The following is a 17837-nucleotide window of genomic DNA, read 5'->3' as shown; positions in this document are numbered from 1 at the left end:
TCCCTGAGCCTAGGATGGTTGGAGTTAAAATTTCCTAATTGCCGGGGAGGGCTGCCCTTATAGATATGCTTCTATAATTCCTTAAAGGTCTGTCTCTTGCGCTGGAGAGTGGCGTGTCGGTTATTGATTCTTTTGACTATCAAGATCTGGATGCGCAAAGGGTCGGCCGTTTCGACTTTGGTATCAATACAACGTTTATTGTATATCGGTTGGGTGACACTATTATCGATGCCGGCCCCAGTAACCAGTGGAAATACGTCAAGTGGTTTGTAAAAAATAAACCTTTTCGGCAATTAGTCCTCACCCATCACCACGAAGATCATAGTGGTAACGCCGGCGCAATTTATAAGCTTACTGGTATACAGCCAAGAGCCCCTAAGGCGACAGTAGAGATATTAAAGAGAGGTTTTCGGATACCGCCAATACAGATGCTGATTTGGGGGAGGGCCGGGCGTGCGGAAGCTGCGCCACTACCGGAAGATTTAAGGTTCTCCGGCGAAAAGGTAGTTGTTATCCCCGCACCAGGGCATGCCAAAGACATGACCTGTTATCTGGTTCAGGATCGAGGGTGGATATTCACTGCTGATCTGTATGTAGCTAGTAAGTTAAAGCTATTGCGTAAAGATGAAAGTATTCCAACTTTAATGCACAGTATCAAAAAAGTGCTCACCTATGATTTTGATATTATATTTTGTCCTCATAGAGGGATTGTAGAAAAAGGAAAAATCCGCTTACAAGCCAAGTATGATTATTTGTTAAATCTTGCAACTGAAGCACGGGAATTGGACCGGCAAGGATTGCCTCTTGGTGAGATTACCCACCGGCTATTGGGAAGGGAAAACTTGATGAGTGTCGTGTCCGGTTACAACTTCAGTAAGAGAAACTTAATAGCTTCCTGTATGCGGGTTGATCCTACAGAAGTGTCTGATTATTGATCTTTCACTAAGAATAAGAAAAGTATTAAATCTCGTCCGTATGTAATTTATAAGTGAGTACCGATTTTATATAAATTGGTACTTTTAATTAAGTTGTCGCTATTCCTGAATGCCCTCAATTTACAATCAGTCTTTCGACTCTCTCATGTTAGTATTTGCAACATGTATTAAGGGATATTAGATGAGCTCAAAGATGAAGAAGATTGGCCTTTTAGGTGGAATGAGTTGGGAGAGTACAGCAATTTATTATCGCCTGATTAATGAAGGAATTGCTCAAAGGTTAGGAGGGCTGCACTCGGCTGAAATTCTACTTTATAGCGTCGATTTTGAAAAAATTGCACGGTTACAAATGAAGGGTGATTGGGCTCAGGCAAGTAAGCTATTGGTTGAGGCGGCAATATGCCTGGAAAAAGCTGGTGCTGAGGGCATTTTATTGTGCACTAATACTATGCATAAAGTAGCTGGAGATATTATCGAGACTATTGATGTACCTTTTTTACATATCGGTGATGCTACAGCTGAAGCACTTAAGAACAAAGGGATAAAGACAGTCGGTTTGTTGGCGACAGCTTTTACTATGGAGCAAGATTTCTATCGTGGCTACATGCAGGAAAAGTATGGGATTGAGGTTTTGATTCCGGAGCCCAGCGATAGGGAGATAGTCCACCGGGTTATTTACGAAGAGCTTTGTAAGGGGAGAGTCCTTAACAGTTCAAAAATGGAATTTATTCGTATTGTGGATTTGCTATCCAATCAAGGTGCCGAAGGTGTGATCCTAGGGTGTACAGAGATTTGCATGTTACTTTCGCAAGATGATACCTCTACTCCCCTGATGAACTCCACAGAGATTCACGCTCAAGCCGCAGTAAAGTTCGCACTTGATTGTTGAATAGTGTTGCTAGGTTTACTTAGAGATATCTTTGTCAACCAAAAGTTAGACTGACGCTCCACTGTGACGTTTATTAAAGCCACTCTACTAGCTTCGAAGTGTGCCAGTGGGTGGTTTTTTTATAACACAAATCCACTCTTGTTAGGCTTGCTTGTCTCATATTCATTAGTTTTTTAGTATTAATCTCTTTTGTTAAGTGGGTTTTCTGTGGATGTTTGTCTGTGAGTTAGAGCTGACAAGATAAAATATCTTCACAGTATTTGTTTGTGGAAATGATATTTATCATGTTTATTGCAGTAGGTTAAGGTTATTTTTTTACCCCAAATCATCAAATAAGTTTCATTTGTCCTCTGTAGAAGTTATTATTTGGGATATACCCTGCTTGTTCATGAGCGCTCTATTTGGCTTCCCCTTGTACTAAAATTTAATTTAATCATCTAATTAGATTTATTTTATTTTTGGCAGTTTTGTCAGTATCTACATTTTTAGTCGTTCTTAATTTTTAAATTGCCTTTTTTGCTCTTGCAAATTGTAGTTTTTCTGGCATTTTCTCTGGTTGTCACACTTCTTGCAGTGAATGTATTGGTGGTAACCGCCCTCTGCATAAGCGAGCTTTCAAGTGCGTATAAAATTATTATTGATCTCCTGGAGCACTACCTTAATTAGCCAATTTATTTTGCTTTAACGCACAAGTTGGTTTAAGTGAAAGCTGGTTGATTTGGCTCGGAAGAAAATAAGAGATAACTAAAACAGGGTATTTCTCCTATGAATGAAAAAAAGAAGCGCTGGCTTACAGCCTTTGGCGCTCCCTCTCTGCTGGCAGCTTCGATTGCTGCACTAAGCAGTCCCACTTTTGCTGAAGATGCACTCCTTGAGGAAGTGATAACAATCGGTACCCGTGTTGAAGGGCGTTCCGCTACAGATTCCTCCGCTCCCATCGATATCGTGACCGGAGAAGAATTTGTAAACCAGGGTGATGGAGATCTCAGTAACCTGCTTAGAAACGTTGTTCCATCCTACAACGTTAATGCAAAGCCAATTTCTGATGCTGCCTCAATCGTTCGCCCTGCAAACCTGCGTGGACTGCCACCCGATAGCACACTGGTTCTGGTGAATGGCAAGCGTCGCCATCGCGCTGCCGTCATTTCCTTCCTCGGAAGTGGTGTTTCAGATGGTGCCCAGGGGCCAGATATCTCCGCAATTCCGGCGATTGCTCTGAAACAGGTTGAAGTCCTCCGTGACGGTGCCGCGGCCCAATATGGCTCCGATGCGATTGCCGGCGTTATCAACTTTCAGTTAAAGGATGCAGCGGAGGGCGGCACGGTTGAAGCCAAGTATGCAACTACCGCTGAAGGCGATGGTGATCAGAGTACGATAGCGGCGAATTTCGGTCTGCCTCTGACGGATTCTGGTTTTGTGAATGTCAGCCTCGAGTACCGTGAGCAGGACTCTACCAGCCGCAGTGTGCAGCGAGACGATGCAGCCCAGTTGATCGCAGATGGCAATACCTATGTTGCCAATCCTGCGCAGATCTGGGGCCAGCCAGAAGTTAATGACGACACCAAGTTCTTTGTTAACAGTGCCATAGAGATAAATGATACTGCTGAGCTGTATGCCTTTGGTAACTATGCCAGCCGCGAAACAGATGGGGGCTTTTACTTCCGGAACCCGGAAACTCGTCCCGGCGTTTATGCGCTTGATGATGAGCCCTTAATTGGTGATCTGGATGCTAGCAATGGTATCTATGATTGTATTGGCATGACCCATGAGGAAGCACAGTCTAGTGATGAGTGCTTCTCATACACCGAAATGTTCCCAGGCGGATTTACTCCGCGCTTTGGCGGTGAGCTAGAGGACTACTCAGCAGTATTTGGTGTTCGTGGTGAGTTGGCAAATGGCATTGGCTACGACGTAAGTGCCAGTACCGGTCACAACGAAGTAGATTTTTTAATCTACAACACCGTCAACGCCACGCTCGGACCTGACAGCCCGACCAGATTTAGCCCTGGTGGTTATATACAGGAAGAAAACAACTTCAATATCGATTTGACTAAGAGCATTGAACTTGCCGGAATGCCTCTGTTCATGGCCACGGGCTTTGAATGGCGTGAAGAAGAGTTTGAGGTCAAACAGGGTGATACTGCCTCCTGGCAAGTTGGTGATCTGGCAGAGCAGGGTTTCCTGATTGGTTCGAATGGGTTCTCTGGTTTTGGTCCTGAGGTTGTAGGCACATTTGACCGGGATAATATTGCACTTTACACCGACTTCGAACTCGAAGTCGTCGAAGCTCTTCGATTAGGTGCGGCACTGCGTTGGGAAGATTTCTCTGATTTCGGAGATACTTCCAATTTCAAATTGTCAGCCCACTATACAATCAACGATGTGATTGCCCTGCGCTCTACACTGAGCACCGGTTTCCGTGCTCCAACACCAGGTCAGTCCAACATTACCAATGTCACTACGGCTTATACCAATGGCGCATTGGCTAACCGGGGAACTATTCCGGCAACCAACCCCATTGCTGTATTGAAAGGCGGTAAGCAGCTGCAGCCAGAGGAGTCTCAGAGCTTTACTTTCGGTACAATTATTGCCGCAGGTGATTGGGATATTACCCTGGATTACTTCCTCATCGAGGTTACAGATCGAATCACTCAATCTGCTAACCAGGAACTGACTGATGAAGAGCGAGATCAGTTGGTTCAGGATGGCATCAGTGGTGCTGATTCCCTTGAATATTTCCGTTTCTACACCAATGACTTCGATACCCAAACCCAGGGTGTTGACCTGGTGGCGACTTACCCACTCGGTGATGCGACAGATTTCAACCTGGCTTTCAACTGGACGGAAACGGAAGTTACCGATTTCAGTACGGATACCATGGATGAAATGCGTATCAGGCAGCTGGAGGATGGCTTACCAGAGGTGCGCGGTAATGCATCTGTCACCCATAGTGGTGACAGCTGGCGCGGCTTAGTGCGACTCAACTACTACGGTAGCTACTGGGAAGCACATTTGGACGATTACAGCTTGCCCATTGATGCCGGTGATGAATGGACTGTGGATATTGAGGCTGCTTATGACTTCAATGATTCCATGACCTTGATTGCCGGTGCGGAAAACGTATTCAACAACTACCCGGATAAAAACCCCTGGTCCGGTGTTGCTGGAGCGGAATATCCGGAAACGGCACCTATGGGATTCAATGGAGCTCTGTACTACGTAAGAGCGCAGTATGAGTTCTAAGTAATCCCAGCTGTAGCTGGCATTTTGTAGCTGGCTAACCTGGTGTTTCTTAATACCGGGTTAGCCGACTGCAGAATTATGTGACGATTAGATCCCGCTGTAAGTAGCGGGATTTTTACATATCCCACAGTGAATTTGTGGCCATAGATAAGGTAATTCTTTCCTTATCTTGTATTTGCTTTAGGTCTTCAAACACCTCTTTCACCTCCATCGACTCAATTGCACCATACACCGCTTGATAGAGTTCTGAGAAATAGCGATCTACCTCTCGTCCCATATTATTAATTTCACGAATTGTCGGTGGATCACTCAGGTTGAGGCGGCGAATAAAGTCATTGGCACTTTCTTCATGGGTGTATTGCAGCCATGTCTTCATCACCTTATTTTGCGCTACATCATTATAGTTCTGCAGGTTTTTCGCCATTCTCTGCTCATGCTCAAGCATGTGTTTTAATAGCAATTGGGTTCGGTAGTCCTCTGATTTATCCAGTAAGGTCTCGTAAACAGCTGCCATTTCCAGGTGAAATCTCTCAGCATCCTTGATGACTTCAAATGCTTGTTTGAAAGTCTTCATAGTAAGTACCCTCTGATGACCAGGCTATTGCCTGGGCTTTAAAATATTTTTACATCAGCACTCGCTCTCTACTTTATATAGCATTTATCCAGTTAATAAGGATCTGTGGAAATATTCCGAAAAAAACCAGTACGGCAGCGAGAGTTGCAATTAAAAATTGCCCTGAAGTGGTAATTTGTAACGTTTCGCTGTTACTGCTAGTGTCAATGGCATCTCTTTGTACCATCGTAAGTAGAAGACGAAGGTAATAGAAGAGGCCCAATGCACTACCAATAACCACCCCAGCGAGAAGAGCCCACATTTTTCCTTCAACACCTGCGGTAAAGACGTAAAACTTCCCAATAAATCCAATAGTTAAGGGAATTCCAGCCAGAGATAACAGCATTAGAGCAAGACAGCTCGCCAGCCATGGACTACGCCAGAGTAATCCCCGGTAAAAGTCCCTGTGATAAGGATCATCTGCACTGTTGGTCACGTCACTGACATTTGTTCCATGGGTTAGTTGGGCGGCCTCCACTGAATCAGCTATCAGGCCAACGATTGCAAAGGCTCCGAGTGTAGTAATGACATAGGCGACCATATAATAAATAACCGCCTCTGTACCAAACGCACTATTGCCGATGATAAACGCCACAATTAAGTAGCCGATATGGCCGATTGAGGAGTAGGCCAGCAGCCTTTTGATATTGTTTTGCATCAGGGCCAATAAATTTCCTATTAGCATGCTGGCTATGGCAGCGATTGTCAGTAAGTCAATAAGAATAGGGCTCTGGTAGAGATTTAAGGTATTAAAGAATCGCAACAGAAAGGCAATTACGGCTGTTTTTCCCACTGTGGCAATCAACGCCGTCGTAGGCGTAGGTGCGCCCTGGAATACATCGGGTGTCCAGATATGAAATGGAACCAGTGATAACTTGAAAGCAACAGAAATGATCAGCAGAGTGGAGCCGGTTGCAAAAAGAGCAGAAGTCTGTGAAAGATCCTGTATACGTGTAGCGATACTGCCAAAGTCCAGTGCCCCAGACGCCGCATAAATTAATGCGATACCGAATAGCCCGAGAGCGGTAGAAAGTGCTGAAAGGATTAAGTATTTAAAGGCAGATTCCAGGGAATTTACTTGATCTTTGCTTGAGGATAAATTGCCAGTAACCGCAAATCCCAACAGTGGATAAAGTGCGAGGCTAATTAATTCTATACCGAGGAAAAAGGTGGCAAAGTGGCTGGCAAATACCAGGGTGCTTGCTCCCAAAATGGCAAGTAAAAGTAGTATATAAAACTCTTCTGGATAGCTATCCGGGTTTCTATTCAGGTCACACCGAAGTTTTAAGTAGTTGTATCCCATAACGCTGACGGCTATGGCGGTAACTAATATCAGCAGACAGAAGAACAATGAGTTGTAGTCAATCGAGAGTAGGGCAGTCACTTGAATGGACCCGTTATTGCCCGATAGGGTGGCTCCAACCCAGAAACAGGCAATGATAGCGGCTACCAAAGTGATAAGAGTTGTAACCAGAGCGCCCGCATGATTTCTCCAGAAGGATACTTGGAGCAGCAAAATTACAATACCGGCACTAATCAGTAAAAGCGGTAGGATAGAAAATAGTTCTTGGGCACTCATAGAGATGTACCTGTATTAGCGCTTTTAGCAGTAGGAGAGGATAAGCTTGCTGAAGTTTCCGGCCCTGTCTTTTCTATGACGACTTCTTCATTTTCAGGGGCCTGAAATTTTTGCATTGATTTAGCAATCGTAGGCTCGGCGATATCAAAGATAGGCTGGGGGCGGAGCCCGAAGATCACGAGAAGCACCGCCAGTGAAAGAAGCGCAGAGATCTCCCTGAGGCTTAGATCACTGACAGTTTTCCCCTCTGTAGCGGGTTTCAATTTGTCATTAAACTTGCCAAAGAAGACACGCTGCATCATCAATAGTGCATAGAGTGCTGCTCCAATAAGCCCAATTGCTGCAATAACCGTTAACCAGTGATTAGCTTTAAAGCTACCAACAAGCACCAGGAATTCGGCAACAAAATTACCCAGCCCAGGCAGTCCCAGCGAGGCAATGGCAAAGAAGAGTGCAACGGCGGATAGCTTTGGCAGAAGAGGCCAGACACCGCCGAGCTGGCTCATATCCCGAGTATGGAGACGATGCTGTAGTGCGCCTACTAATGCGAAGAGAGCAGCGGTACTCAATCCGTGGGCGATCATTTGCATCACTGCGCCCTGCAGGGCGATAGTATTCAGCGCGTAGAGCCCCAATAGAACAAATCCCATATGGCTCACACTGGAATAGGCCACAAGTCTTTTCATATCCTTCTGAGCGAATGCCAGCGATGCGCCGTAGACCACACTGATGGCTCCAATGGTCATTGCAACCGGTGCAAAAGCTTGTGAACTCTCCGGGAATAAGGGCAGTGTAAAACGTAATAAACCATAGGCTCCTGTTTTCAATAGAATCGCTGCCAGCAGAATACTGCCGGCAGTAGGGGCCTGGGTATGAGCGTCAGGTAACCAGGTATGGAAGGGCAGCGCTGGCAACTTGACGATAAAGGCAATAAAAAATCCGAGCATTAACCAATAAGCTGCTGTTGCAGACAGTTGAGCACCCAACAAATCCATATAGTTAAAGGTCAGTTGTCCGCTATTCCGATAGTGGATAAATGCCAAGGCAACGATGGCAATCAGCATTAACAAGCTGCTTGCCTGGGTGAAAATAAAGAACTTTATCGCAGCGTAGACTCTGCCCTCATAGCCCCAAACTGCAATCAACAGCAGCATGGGAATCAGCATGACTTCCCAGAAGAAAAAGAATAAAAACAGGTCGATAGCGGTAAACACACCGACAATACCGGCCAGTGTCCACAGGTAGTTAAAATAAAAGAAGCCGCGCCGGAAGGTGACATCATTCCAGGTCATTACTAACCCAAAGATTCCCATCCCCATTGTCAGTAGCAGCATAAGAAAGCTGAGTCCATCAATCGCCAGATGGAAGCTGATCCCAAACCTGGGTATCCACGATATCAAAAGGCTATCCCACCACTGACTGTCACCTGTAACAGCTGTGGACTCTGCCTGGGGGAAATAGCTGATCAAGAGCAGGGATGCGATTATCAGGGAAACCAGGCTGATTAAGCGTCCACCCTCATAGAGATGTCTCTCTGCCAGCCAGGCTAATATTCCCCCAACAAATAAAATTATAATTATTGCCAGTAATGTCATAGAGCCACCAACAGGGCTAGGAATAAAATTGATCCGGCTACAAAGGTGGCCAGGTACCAACGTATTTGGCCATTTTGTGAAGAGCTGAGGGCGTTATTTAGATGTGCACTCAGCGAAGCGGTACCCTTGTAGATGCTGTCGATAATATCTTTGTGGTTAAGGGCGGTGATAAATTTAAAAGGTCTTACAAAGACCCGGTCATAGACCCAGTCAAAACCCCATCCCTTAAACCAAAACTGCATTAGTGGAGAGCGCTGCTCCCCAACCTTCTTCTCGAACAGGAACATTTTCCAGGCGATAAACAGGCCGATCAGCGGCATGGCAATGGCAATGGCTTCAATGACCCAGGAGTGGTGTTCGTCGGTTGGGGTGCCAAAGACTCCCTGGAGAGGTGGAGCGAGAATTCCACCAAATAGGGCAAGTACAGCGAGGAGGCCCAAGGGAAGCATCATCACCGTGTTATTGGCGTCTTTACAGTGTGAGGAGGCGCTGCCCTCACTGCCCAGAAATGCAAGAAACAGAACCCGGAAGCTATAAATCCCTGTGACCAGCGCTCCCAATAGACCGGCAAGCCAAAGCAGGTTTACTCCTTGATGATATTCATAAGCACTGAGCAAAATATGATCTTTGCTGTAGAAACCGGATGTAAATGGGAGTGCTGCCAGGCAGGCGCAACCGATGGTAAAGCAGATAAAGGTAAAGGGGATTTTGCGATAGAGGCCGCCCATGGCAAAGATATTCTGCTCGTGATGTACGCTCAGGATTACTGACCCTGCGGAGAGGAAGAGCAGAGCCTTGAAGAAGGCGTGGGTCATCAAATGGAAGATGGCTCCTGACCAGGCACCGACACCCAGGGCCAGGAACATATATCCAATCTGGGAGATGGTTGAATAGGCCAGGACCCGTTTGATATCACTTTGTGCGATAGCACTGAATCCGGAGATTAATAGAGTCAGAGCGCCGACAATGGCTACAGCTGTCATGGCGGTTCCAGACAGCTGATAAAGCGGGTGCATGCGGGCGATCAAGTAGACCCCGGCCGTCACCATGGTGGCAGCGTGGATAAGGGCGCTGACGGGAGTGGGGCCTGCCATCGCATCGGGGAGCCAGGTCTGGAGTGGAATCTGTGCTGACTTACCCACAGCGCCACCCAGTAACAGCAGCATAGCGATAGTGACAATTTGACTGTTGACCCCGGGATTCCCTGCCGCTGTGATGAGCTCCGGTATATTTAGTGTTGAGAACTCAAAGAACAACAGGAACAAGCCGATCGCCATGGCGGTATCGCCGACGCGGGTGACGATAAATGCCTTTTGTGCTGCCGCGCCGTTTGCAGGGTCCTTATACCAAAAGCCAATGAGTAAGTAGGAACAAAGACCAACACCTTCCCATCCCAGATAGAGAAGTACCAGGTTGTCCGCCATTACGAGAATTAACATGGCAGAGACAAATAGATTCAGGTAGGAAAAGTAGCGGCGGAAATCCGGATCTTCACGCATATATCCGGCTGAGTATAAGTGGATAAGGAAGCCCACTCCGGTAATGATCATCAGCATTACCAGGGTTAGCCAGTCCACATGAAAGGTGAAGCCTAGCTGGAGGTCTGATACCCGCATCCACTGCCAAACTGACAGTGTAACGACCGATTCCGGGTTGCCCAGAAAGGTGGAGAGTGCGAGATTAAAAACCAGAATCGCTGCGATTCCCACACTGCCCACACCAATCAGGCTCACTAACTTTTGTGAGGGTTCCTTTTGTGTAAACAGTGGAATACTGATGAGGGTCAGGAAACCAAGAAAGGGAAGTAATGCTATCCAGGCTAGTGATCCGTTCATATTAACCCCTCAATCCATTGAGCTGGTCAATATCGACCGTGTGTTTGCGATAATAGAATTGCAAGACCAGTGCCAGTGCAATGGCTACTTCGGCAGCGGCCAGGGTGACAACAAAAACAAACATCACCTGTCCATCAGCATTGCCCCAGTGTGCACCGGCGACAACAAACATTAATGCTGCGGCATTGGTGCAGATTTCAATACACATCAGCATGAAAATAATATTTCTTCGGATGAGTAATCCGGCTAATCCCAAGCAAAACAGAATGGAGGCCAACAGCACGCCAGCCTCCAAACCAGGTGCAGATTCGATAGGCATAGCTTCACTCCGGTTTGACTGTTCTTCTGTGTCGGGCGAGGTGAAAAGCTCCAACAAGCCCTGCTAAAAGCAGCATTGAAGCGAGTTCGACAGCGAGAACGTAATGGCTAAAAAGTGCGATACCGACCTGTTTGGGCCCGATATAGTGATAGGTTTGCTCTGAAGGAATTTGCCCACTACTAACCAGCAGAAGTAACTGGATTAACAAAATGGCTGATAGAAGGGCTGGGCCAATCCAGGTGTGGGGTTGTAACCAGGCTTGCTCCTGTGCAACTGAAGCGTCTCCCTGATTGAGCATCATGATGACAAAAATAATCAATACCATGATGGCGCCGGCATAAATAATAACTTCCAAAGCTGCTGCCAGGGGAGCGCCAAACTGGTAGAAAATAACGGCAACCGATAAAAGTGAAGTGACAAGATATAGTAGCGCGTGGACCGCGTTCTTGTGAAAGATAACCATGGCGGTTGAGACAATGGCAACCGCAGCGGTTAAGTAGAAAATGTAATTCACTGGGAAAACCTCTTTTTAGTTATTAGCCTTATTGAAATCAGAGATTTAGGCTTTTTACATTAATGGGCTCGGCCTCATTTTGAGCTTCGCCCTTGTCCTTTCCTGAGATGGCCTTTCCTGCAATTTGATAAAAGCTGTAGTCGTGATACTTACCGGGGCCACTGATTAGAAGATCTTCCTTTTCGTACACCATGTTTTGCCGATCGTACTCGCACATCTCAAAGTCAGGCGTTAGCTGAATGGCATAGGTTGGGCAGGCATCTTCACAAAGCCCACACATAATGCAGCGGGAAAAATTGATACGAAAATATTCGGGGCGCCAGCGGCCGTCTGGATCTTCTGTTTTTTGCAGTGAAATACAATCAGGAGGGCAGGCAACGGCGCAGAGATTACAGGCAACGCAGCGCTCGTCACCGTTGGGATCTCGGGTGAGCACGATCCTGCCACGATATCTGGGTGCCAGGTAGGGCTTTTGGTCGGGGTATTGTACGGTAACGTTCTTCCGGAACAGGTGTTTAAATACCAACCACATGCTGCGAATTTGGCTTGAAATCATTTCTTTGGCCTCGCACGCTTATTTTAATTTTCTAGGCAGTCCACAAAAGTACCGCTGCGGTAGCCAGTAGATTGATAAGGGCCAGAGGTAGCATGACCTTCCAGCCGAATTTCATTAATTGGTCGTAGCGGGGGCGTGGAATCGCCGCCCTTAAAAGAATAAAAACACCAACCAGAATGGCAGTCTTCAGGCAAAACCAGATAAATGGGGGCAGTAGGGGGCCGTGCCATCCACCGAGAAACAGGGTGGTGATTAGCGCTGAAATTAGAATCACTGCCAGGTATTCACCCACAAAGAACATGCCGAACTTCATACCGGAGTATTCGGTATGGAATCCCGCTGTCAGTTCGTGCTCAGCTTCCGGAAGATCAAATGGAGTTCTGCGGCTCTCGGCAATACCGGCAATAAAGAAAACAATAAAACCCAGGAATTGAGGGATGATAAACCAACCATCTGCCTGGGCATTAACAATCTCGCGCAGATTGAAACTGCCTGAGAGCATAACAACGCCCATCAGGCTCAAACCCATAAATACTTCATAGGACACGGTTTGAGCGGCAGCCCTTAGCCCACCGAGCAGAGCATATTTATTATTTGATGCATATCCCCCAAGAATTACGCTATAGACCGCAATAGAACTCATAGCCAGCACAAACAGTAAACCGATATTCAGGTCGGTGACCCCAATATTGGGCGATATGGGCACTACGGCAAAGGCAATCAACATGGTTGCCATAACTACAGTGGGTGCCAGTACAAATACGGGAATATCTGCAAATTTCGGAGTGAAGTCTTCCTTGAAGAACAGCTTGATCATATCTGCAATAACTTGCAGGGTGCCAAATTTCCCTACTCGGTTAGGGCCTGGACGATCTTGCCAAAAGCCCAATAGGCGGCGTTCGCCCCAAGTTAAAATGGCTGCTAGCAGCACGGTAACTATCAATACGCCGAAAATATTGAGCAATATGATCCAGATATTTGTGCTCATAATTAGTCCTCTTGCCCGATTGCGGAGCTTTCTTCCACTGGCAACAGATTGGCACCACCCGGTAATACGGGGGCAAGAGTTTCAAGCCCTGGAAGACCATAGGGCACACCCAGGCTGCCCGAAGGTTGGCTATCGGAGATAACCACACTGCCCCGGAAAACACCGCTATTGGTGTCTAATGCCACTGTGTCTCCCTGGTTGAGGTTGGCACTTTCGGCATCACCGCGATTTAAAGTAAAGAATGGCTTATCGATCACTGTAGCGATGGCCATTGCACGGTTGCTGAGCTCTTCCGAACCAAACATTCGGTAAATCGGCAGTGTCGTTAGACTGTGGTTATCGCTATCTGTATCGCCATCGAAGGCTGTGGACAAGGACCACTCTGATAGTGCTTGCTCTCGCCGCTGGATATATTTGCCCGAGGCACCACCACGACGTTCGCCACCTACTTCTTGCTGAAACTTGAAAATCGATTGATTGGAGTTCCATCCGGGAGACCAGATATTGGCTTGCAGCGGTGATCGGTTTGGATTGTGTACACCTTCCATGCTAAAGCTCATAGGAGCATCGGGGTCTTGGTGTGGGGGCTCCTCTGAGACATGTTCCTCTGCGTGAATAGCCGTGCGCCCACTGTAGCGAGCGGTCTGTCGAGCAACCTTCAGCCCTTCAATCCGGAAATTTTCATCCGGCCCTAAATCTTTGATGACCTTGAGTGAAGCAACACTTTCTGCCAGGGAATCGGTGATATCCGGGCAATGATTCCAATTGATAATAGTGTCGATACTCTCGGAGTGTTCTGTGCAAAAACCAGCGGCATCTACCAGCCAGCGCCAGCTCTCCTGGATATACCCAGTGCCTTCATAGACCGCATAAAATCGCTGTGCCAAACCAGTATTGTTAACAAATGTCCCTTGGGATTCGGCCGTTGCGGATACAGGAAAGATTAAGTCGGCATGTTTGGCGGTTTCATTGAGCAGGGTGTCCAGCAGAATAATATGGTCGACGCTGGCAAACAGACTGTTTAACTCTTCACTTGCGATTCTTAAGGAGAGGTCATTCTCCAGAATCACTAGGGTTTTATCGATATTGGTTTTGTCATTCTTGAGTTCAGTGATCAGATGCTCAAGGGAACCGGTTTCGGGCTCAAACAGTTGAATAACTCCCAAGCTATTAGCCTCTTCACAACACAAGTATAGAGAAGTAGGTTTGCCATTTTTTTCTGCCAGTGCACTGGCGATTTTGGCTGCGCTGTGGGTAAGGTGGATATTTTTGCTGCTGGTTCCAGAGATGATCACTGGGTTCTTAGCCGCAGTTAATATTGCTGAGATTCTTTCAGCTTCCTCCAGATTCTCTGCACTCAGTGAAGTTTTGTTGCTTTTAACCTTCAGAATATTATTGGCAATTGCCTGGCCGATTTGGGCGGCCTGTTCCGGCAGGGTATAGATCGCTTTACAGGTAATATCTGAGATCTGATTGAGTTCGGTGCCGATAAAAATAATTGGGCTGGGTTCACCCTCTAATTGTCGAACAGAAGCATCCTGCCACAAGGGTATTCTTAATGATTCAGCCTGTTCTTTTTGGCGGCTCCGTGCTGCTTGGCGAACTGCCAGGGCAACCCTGGGGGCTGTGTTGTAGATATCTTCCCCGAGTATCAATATAACATCTGAATTTTCTATCTCAGGGATAGTCGGGCTGTGGATATTGGCATCGCTCTGAATTCTGTCTACAAGGTGTAGTAGCTGCATATCCCGCTGGTTGAGGCCAGAGAAGAAGTTATCCCGTCCTACAAACTTTAATAGGGCGAAGTTATTTTCCAGCGATGCCCTGGGTGAGCCAATGCCGATTAAGCGGTGCTCACCTCTCTGAGCTGATGCGAGTTTTTCTGAAAGTGAGAACACCGCGTCCTTGGGAGAAACCTCTTTGTGCAGACGTTCATCAGTTTCTGCTGTAGAGCTGATCACGGCATCTTTGCGCGCAGAAAGTACCTGGGTTATCCGGCTCTTACTGTTGACATATTCGTATCCAAAGCGCCCCCGATCACAGAGAAAATAGCCGTTGATATCGTGGTGATATAAGTTGACCACACGACGCAACATCGGGTTCTGGTTGTTGCCGGATTCCCTCGCTCCAGGCGCGGTGTTGCAACCCACGGCACAGTGTTCACAGACTGAGGCGGCTGTTTGCAAATCCCATTTTCGGACAAAGTGCTGGCTGAAAGTCTTATCGGTAAATACTCCGGTGGGGCACACTTCGACAAGGTTCCCACTAAAACCATTTTCCAGCATGCCCTCGGTATTGCGGCCAAAAAAGACTTGGTGATTGCGACCCAGTGCTTGTAAATCCTCGCCACCGGCATAGTCGTGATAGAACCTGACACACCGGTAGCAGGTAATACAGCGATTCATTTCGTGATTGATAAAGGGGCCGAGATACTGGTTTCGGTGGGTGCGCTTGGTACCCTGATAGCGGCGCATGGTATGACCGGACATTTCAGTCATATCCTGTAAGTGGCACTCGCCGCCCTCCTCACAAACCGGGCAATCGTGAGGGTGGTTGGTCATCAAGTCTTCTATCACAGAACCGCGAAAGTCTTTCGCAGCTTCCGAACTGACACTGTAAATACCGCCGTCTTTTATCGGGGTCATACAGCTCATAATCAACCGGCCTCGTTGATCTTCGCTGTCCTTATGCTCGATAACCGCACATTGGCGGCAGGCGCCAACAGAACCCATGGCGGGGTGCCAGCAAAAATAGGGGACATTCAAACCCAGGGACAGGCAGGCAGTGAGCAGGTTTTGATCTCCATCAACCTGGTATTTATTACCGTCTATTGTGATGGTTGGCATTTGAAATCCATTTTCTTTTTATTAATGCTTTCAGGGGCAGGGTTGTTGTACTAATTTAGTCGCGATAATTTATTTATAGGGGCAACAACCGCCTTCAATATGGTCGATAAAATCCTGCTCAAAGAGTTTTAACGCGCTTTGTATAGGCTCTGCAGCGCCGGGAGCCAGGGCGCAAAAGGTATTGCCGGGGCCAATACGCTCGCACTGTTCCCTGAGGAGTTCCAAGTCTTCTTTAGTCCCCTGGCCAGACTCTATTCTCTCCAGAATTTTGACGGCCCAAGGCAAGCCGTCCCGGCAGGGGGTGCACCAGCCACATGATTCCCGCGCAAAGAACTGGGTCAAGTTCAGTACCAGGCCTACGGGGCAGGTTTTATCGTCGAGCACGGTGATCGTGCCGGTCCCCATACGGCTGCCGGCCTTGCCGATAACGTCGTAATCCATGGGAAGATCGAGGTGGTCCGGGCCGAGGAAGTCGGTCGATCCTCCACCGGGAAGAATGCCCTTCAGTTGTAGGCCATCTTTCATGCCACCGGCATGTTGTTCAATAATGTCGCGAATGGGCGTCCCCATTGGGAGTTCCCAAGCCCCTGGATTATTAACCTTGCCGCTAACACCAAATATTTTGCTTCCCGCATCGTCACCCCGGCTAAGGTTTTTGTACCACTCCACGCCGTGGCTAATTAAATGGGGGAGGTTGCACAAGGTTTCTACATTGTTAACGACAGTGGGTTTGCCCCAAAGCCCGCTGACCTGTGGAAAGGGGGGCTTGGCGCGGGGAATGGCCCGCTTGCCTTCAAGGGCGTTTAGCAGTGCGGTTTCTTCACCACAGATATAGTTACCGGCGCTGCGGTGCAGGCAGATCTCCAGATTAAAGCCACTGTCGAAAATATTTTCGCCAATCATGCCCTGCTGCTTGGCTTCATCGATTGCCTGTTCGAGCCGGTTTGCAGCCAGGTGGTATTCACCACGAATAAAAATATAGGCGTGAGAGGCGCCAATGGCATAGGCGGCTATAGCCATTCCCTCAAGAAGGAGGTGAGGGTCTCGCTCCATTAGCAATCGGTCTTTGAAGGCGCCGGGTTCCATTTCATCGGCGTTACAGACGATGTACTTCTGCTTGGGCGAATCTTCACCCCTAGGTACAAAACTCCACTTCAGCCCAGTGTTAAACCCCGCTCCACCGCGTCCGCGCAGGCCTGCATCTTTTACTTCGTTGATAATACTGTCCGGTACCATGGTGATGGCTTTGCGCCAGCCCTGGTAGCCATCGTTTTCCACATATTGCTCAATAGTGGCGGCAATATTTTCACTGGAAATATTTTTAGTCAGTGGATTTGTCAGCATGGTATTTTTTCTTCTTATCGATTAATTCATCAATACCTTTCTCATCCAAATGGCGATGCATCTCTTCGCCGAGCATAAGGACTGGGGCTTTGTCACAATCTCCCAGGCAGGGCGTTTCCAGCAGGGTGAAAATCCCATCTTCGGAGGTTTCTCCAGGCTGGATATTTAAGCGCTCAGATATTTTTTTCTGCAAATTATCGCAACCCATAATCCAGCAGCTGGAGCTTTTACACAGGTAGATCACTTCCTTACCTACTGGTTGGCGGAAAATCAACTGGAAGTAGGTGGCGACACTCTCAAGTTCTGCAACGGGAATATCCAAATAATTGGAAATTGCCTGGAGGCTCTCATCGGAAATCCAGCCGCGATGTTTCTGTACAATCCGCAACGCCTCGAGCCCCACTGAAGTTTTTTCGTGGTAGTGGGTGGCTTCCTGATCAATTTCCTCTTTTTCTTGTACTGTTAAGGTCGCCTGGTTGTCTGCTGAATTGCTATTGCCTTGCTCCATTACTTCAATCAATTCCGGTTCTAATAAGCTGGACATAGTCGCCCCCGAGATAGAACTTGCGGAGGTTTCGTTG

The 17837-nt window shown here is 47.5% G+C and carries 14 protein-coding genes; 3 read left to right on the top strand and 11 right to left on the bottom strand.

Going from position 1 to position 17837, the window contains the following annotated elements; translation table 11 throughout:
- The first annotated feature begins 113 nt into the window (after positions 1-113).
- From ACYX4J_RS17025 to ACYX4J_RS17015, 3 genes are all read left to right on the top strand, one after another.
- Positions 114-935 (top strand): MBL fold metallo-hydrolase, encoded by an 822-nt coding sequence (locus tag ACYX4J_RS17025; protein ID WP_282934039.1) that lies wholly within the window; start codon positions 114-116, stop codon positions 933-935.
- 181 nt (positions 936-1116) lie between these two features.
- Positions 1117-1824 carry an aspartate/glutamate racemase family protein gene (locus ACYX4J_RS17020; protein WP_445360313.1) on the top strand — a complete coding sequence of 236 codons (708 nt, stop codon included), beginning with the start codon at positions 1117-1119 and terminating at the stop codon, positions 1822-1824.
- Positions 1825-2589: 765 nt separating this feature from the next.
- Positions 2590-5067, top strand: a complete 2478-nt coding sequence (locus tag ACYX4J_RS17015) for a TonB-dependent receptor plug domain-containing protein (protein WP_413664581.1) — start codon at positions 2590-2592, stop codon at positions 5065-5067.
- A 115-nt stretch (positions 5068-5182) separates the two neighbouring features.
- Here ACYX4J_RS17015 and ACYX4J_RS17010 read toward each other — a convergent pair whose 3' ends face one another.
- The 11 genes from ACYX4J_RS17010 to nuoE form a co-directional block, all read right to left on the bottom strand.
- Positions 5183-5641 carry a hypothetical protein gene (locus ACYX4J_RS17010; protein WP_282934036.1) on the bottom strand — a complete coding sequence of 153 codons (459 nt, stop codon included), beginning with the start codon at positions 5639-5641 and terminating at the stop codon, positions 5183-5185.
- Positions 5642-5714: 73 nt separating this feature from the next.
- Complete coding sequence (locus ACYX4J_RS17005) at positions 5715-7259, bottom strand: NADH-quinone oxidoreductase subunit N (protein ID WP_444906230.1); 1545 nt, start codon at positions 7257-7259, stop codon at positions 5715-5717.
- A complete protein-coding gene (nuoM, locus tag ACYX4J_RS17000; RefSeq protein ID WP_444906229.1) occupies positions 7256-8854 on the bottom strand; it encodes an NADH-quinone oxidoreductase subunit M in 1599 nt (532 codons plus the stop codon). Before nuoM ends, ACYX4J_RS17005 begins: the two co-directional genes overlap by 4 nt.
- Positions 8851-10689 carry an NADH-quinone oxidoreductase subunit L gene (gene nuoL / locus ACYX4J_RS16995; RefSeq protein ID WP_444906228.1) on the bottom strand — a complete coding sequence of 613 codons (1839 nt, stop codon included), beginning with the start codon at positions 10687-10689 and terminating at the stop codon, positions 8851-8853. The genes nuoM and nuoL overlap by 4 nt, the downstream gene beginning before the upstream one ends.
- A 1-nt stretch (position 10690) precedes the next feature.
- A complete protein-coding gene (nuoK, locus tag ACYX4J_RS16990; protein WP_444892930.1) occupies positions 10691-11008 on the bottom strand; it encodes an NADH-quinone oxidoreductase subunit NuoK in 318 nt (105 codons plus the stop codon).
- Positions 11009-11012: 4 nt separating this feature from the next.
- Complete coding sequence (nuoJ, locus tag ACYX4J_RS16985) at positions 11013-11522, bottom strand: NADH-quinone oxidoreductase subunit J (protein WP_413664586.1); 510 nt, start codon at positions 11520-11522, stop codon at positions 11013-11015.
- A gap of 37 nt (positions 11523-11559) precedes the next feature.
- Positions 11560-12078 (bottom strand): NADH-quinone oxidoreductase subunit NuoI, encoded by a 519-nt coding sequence (gene nuoI, locus ACYX4J_RS16980; protein WP_282934031.1) that lies wholly within the window; start codon positions 12076-12078, stop codon positions 11560-11562.
- 31 nt (positions 12079-12109) lie between these two features.
- Positions 12110-13066 (bottom strand): NADH-quinone oxidoreductase subunit NuoH, encoded by a 957-nt coding sequence (gene nuoH, locus ACYX4J_RS16975; protein ID WP_282934030.1) that lies wholly within the window; start codon positions 13064-13066, stop codon positions 12110-12112.
- Positions 13067-13068: 2 nt separating this feature from the next.
- Positions 13069-15912, bottom strand: coding sequence for an NADH-quinone oxidoreductase subunit NuoG (gene nuoG / locus ACYX4J_RS16970; protein ID WP_476177143.1), 2844 nt, complete (start codon positions 15910-15912; stop codon positions 13069-13071).
- Between the two features lie 69 nt (positions 15913-15981).
- A complete protein-coding gene (gene nuoF, locus ACYX4J_RS16965) occupies positions 15982-17256 on the bottom strand; it encodes an NADH-quinone oxidoreductase subunit NuoF (protein WP_413664588.1) in 1275 nt (424 codons plus the stop codon).
- A complete protein-coding gene (gene nuoE / locus ACYX4J_RS16960; protein WP_413664589.1) occupies positions 17234-17800 on the bottom strand; it encodes an NADH-quinone oxidoreductase subunit NuoE in 567 nt (188 codons plus the stop codon). The genes nuoF and nuoE overlap by 23 nt, the downstream gene beginning before the upstream one ends.
- Positions 17801-17837 lie beyond the last annotated feature (37 nt).

It is taken from the genome of Microbulbifer sp. ABM4_008 (assembly GCF_056311705.1).
The sequence above is the reverse complement of the archived record's forward strand: the minus strand, read 5'-3'. Positions and strand labels throughout refer to the sequence as shown.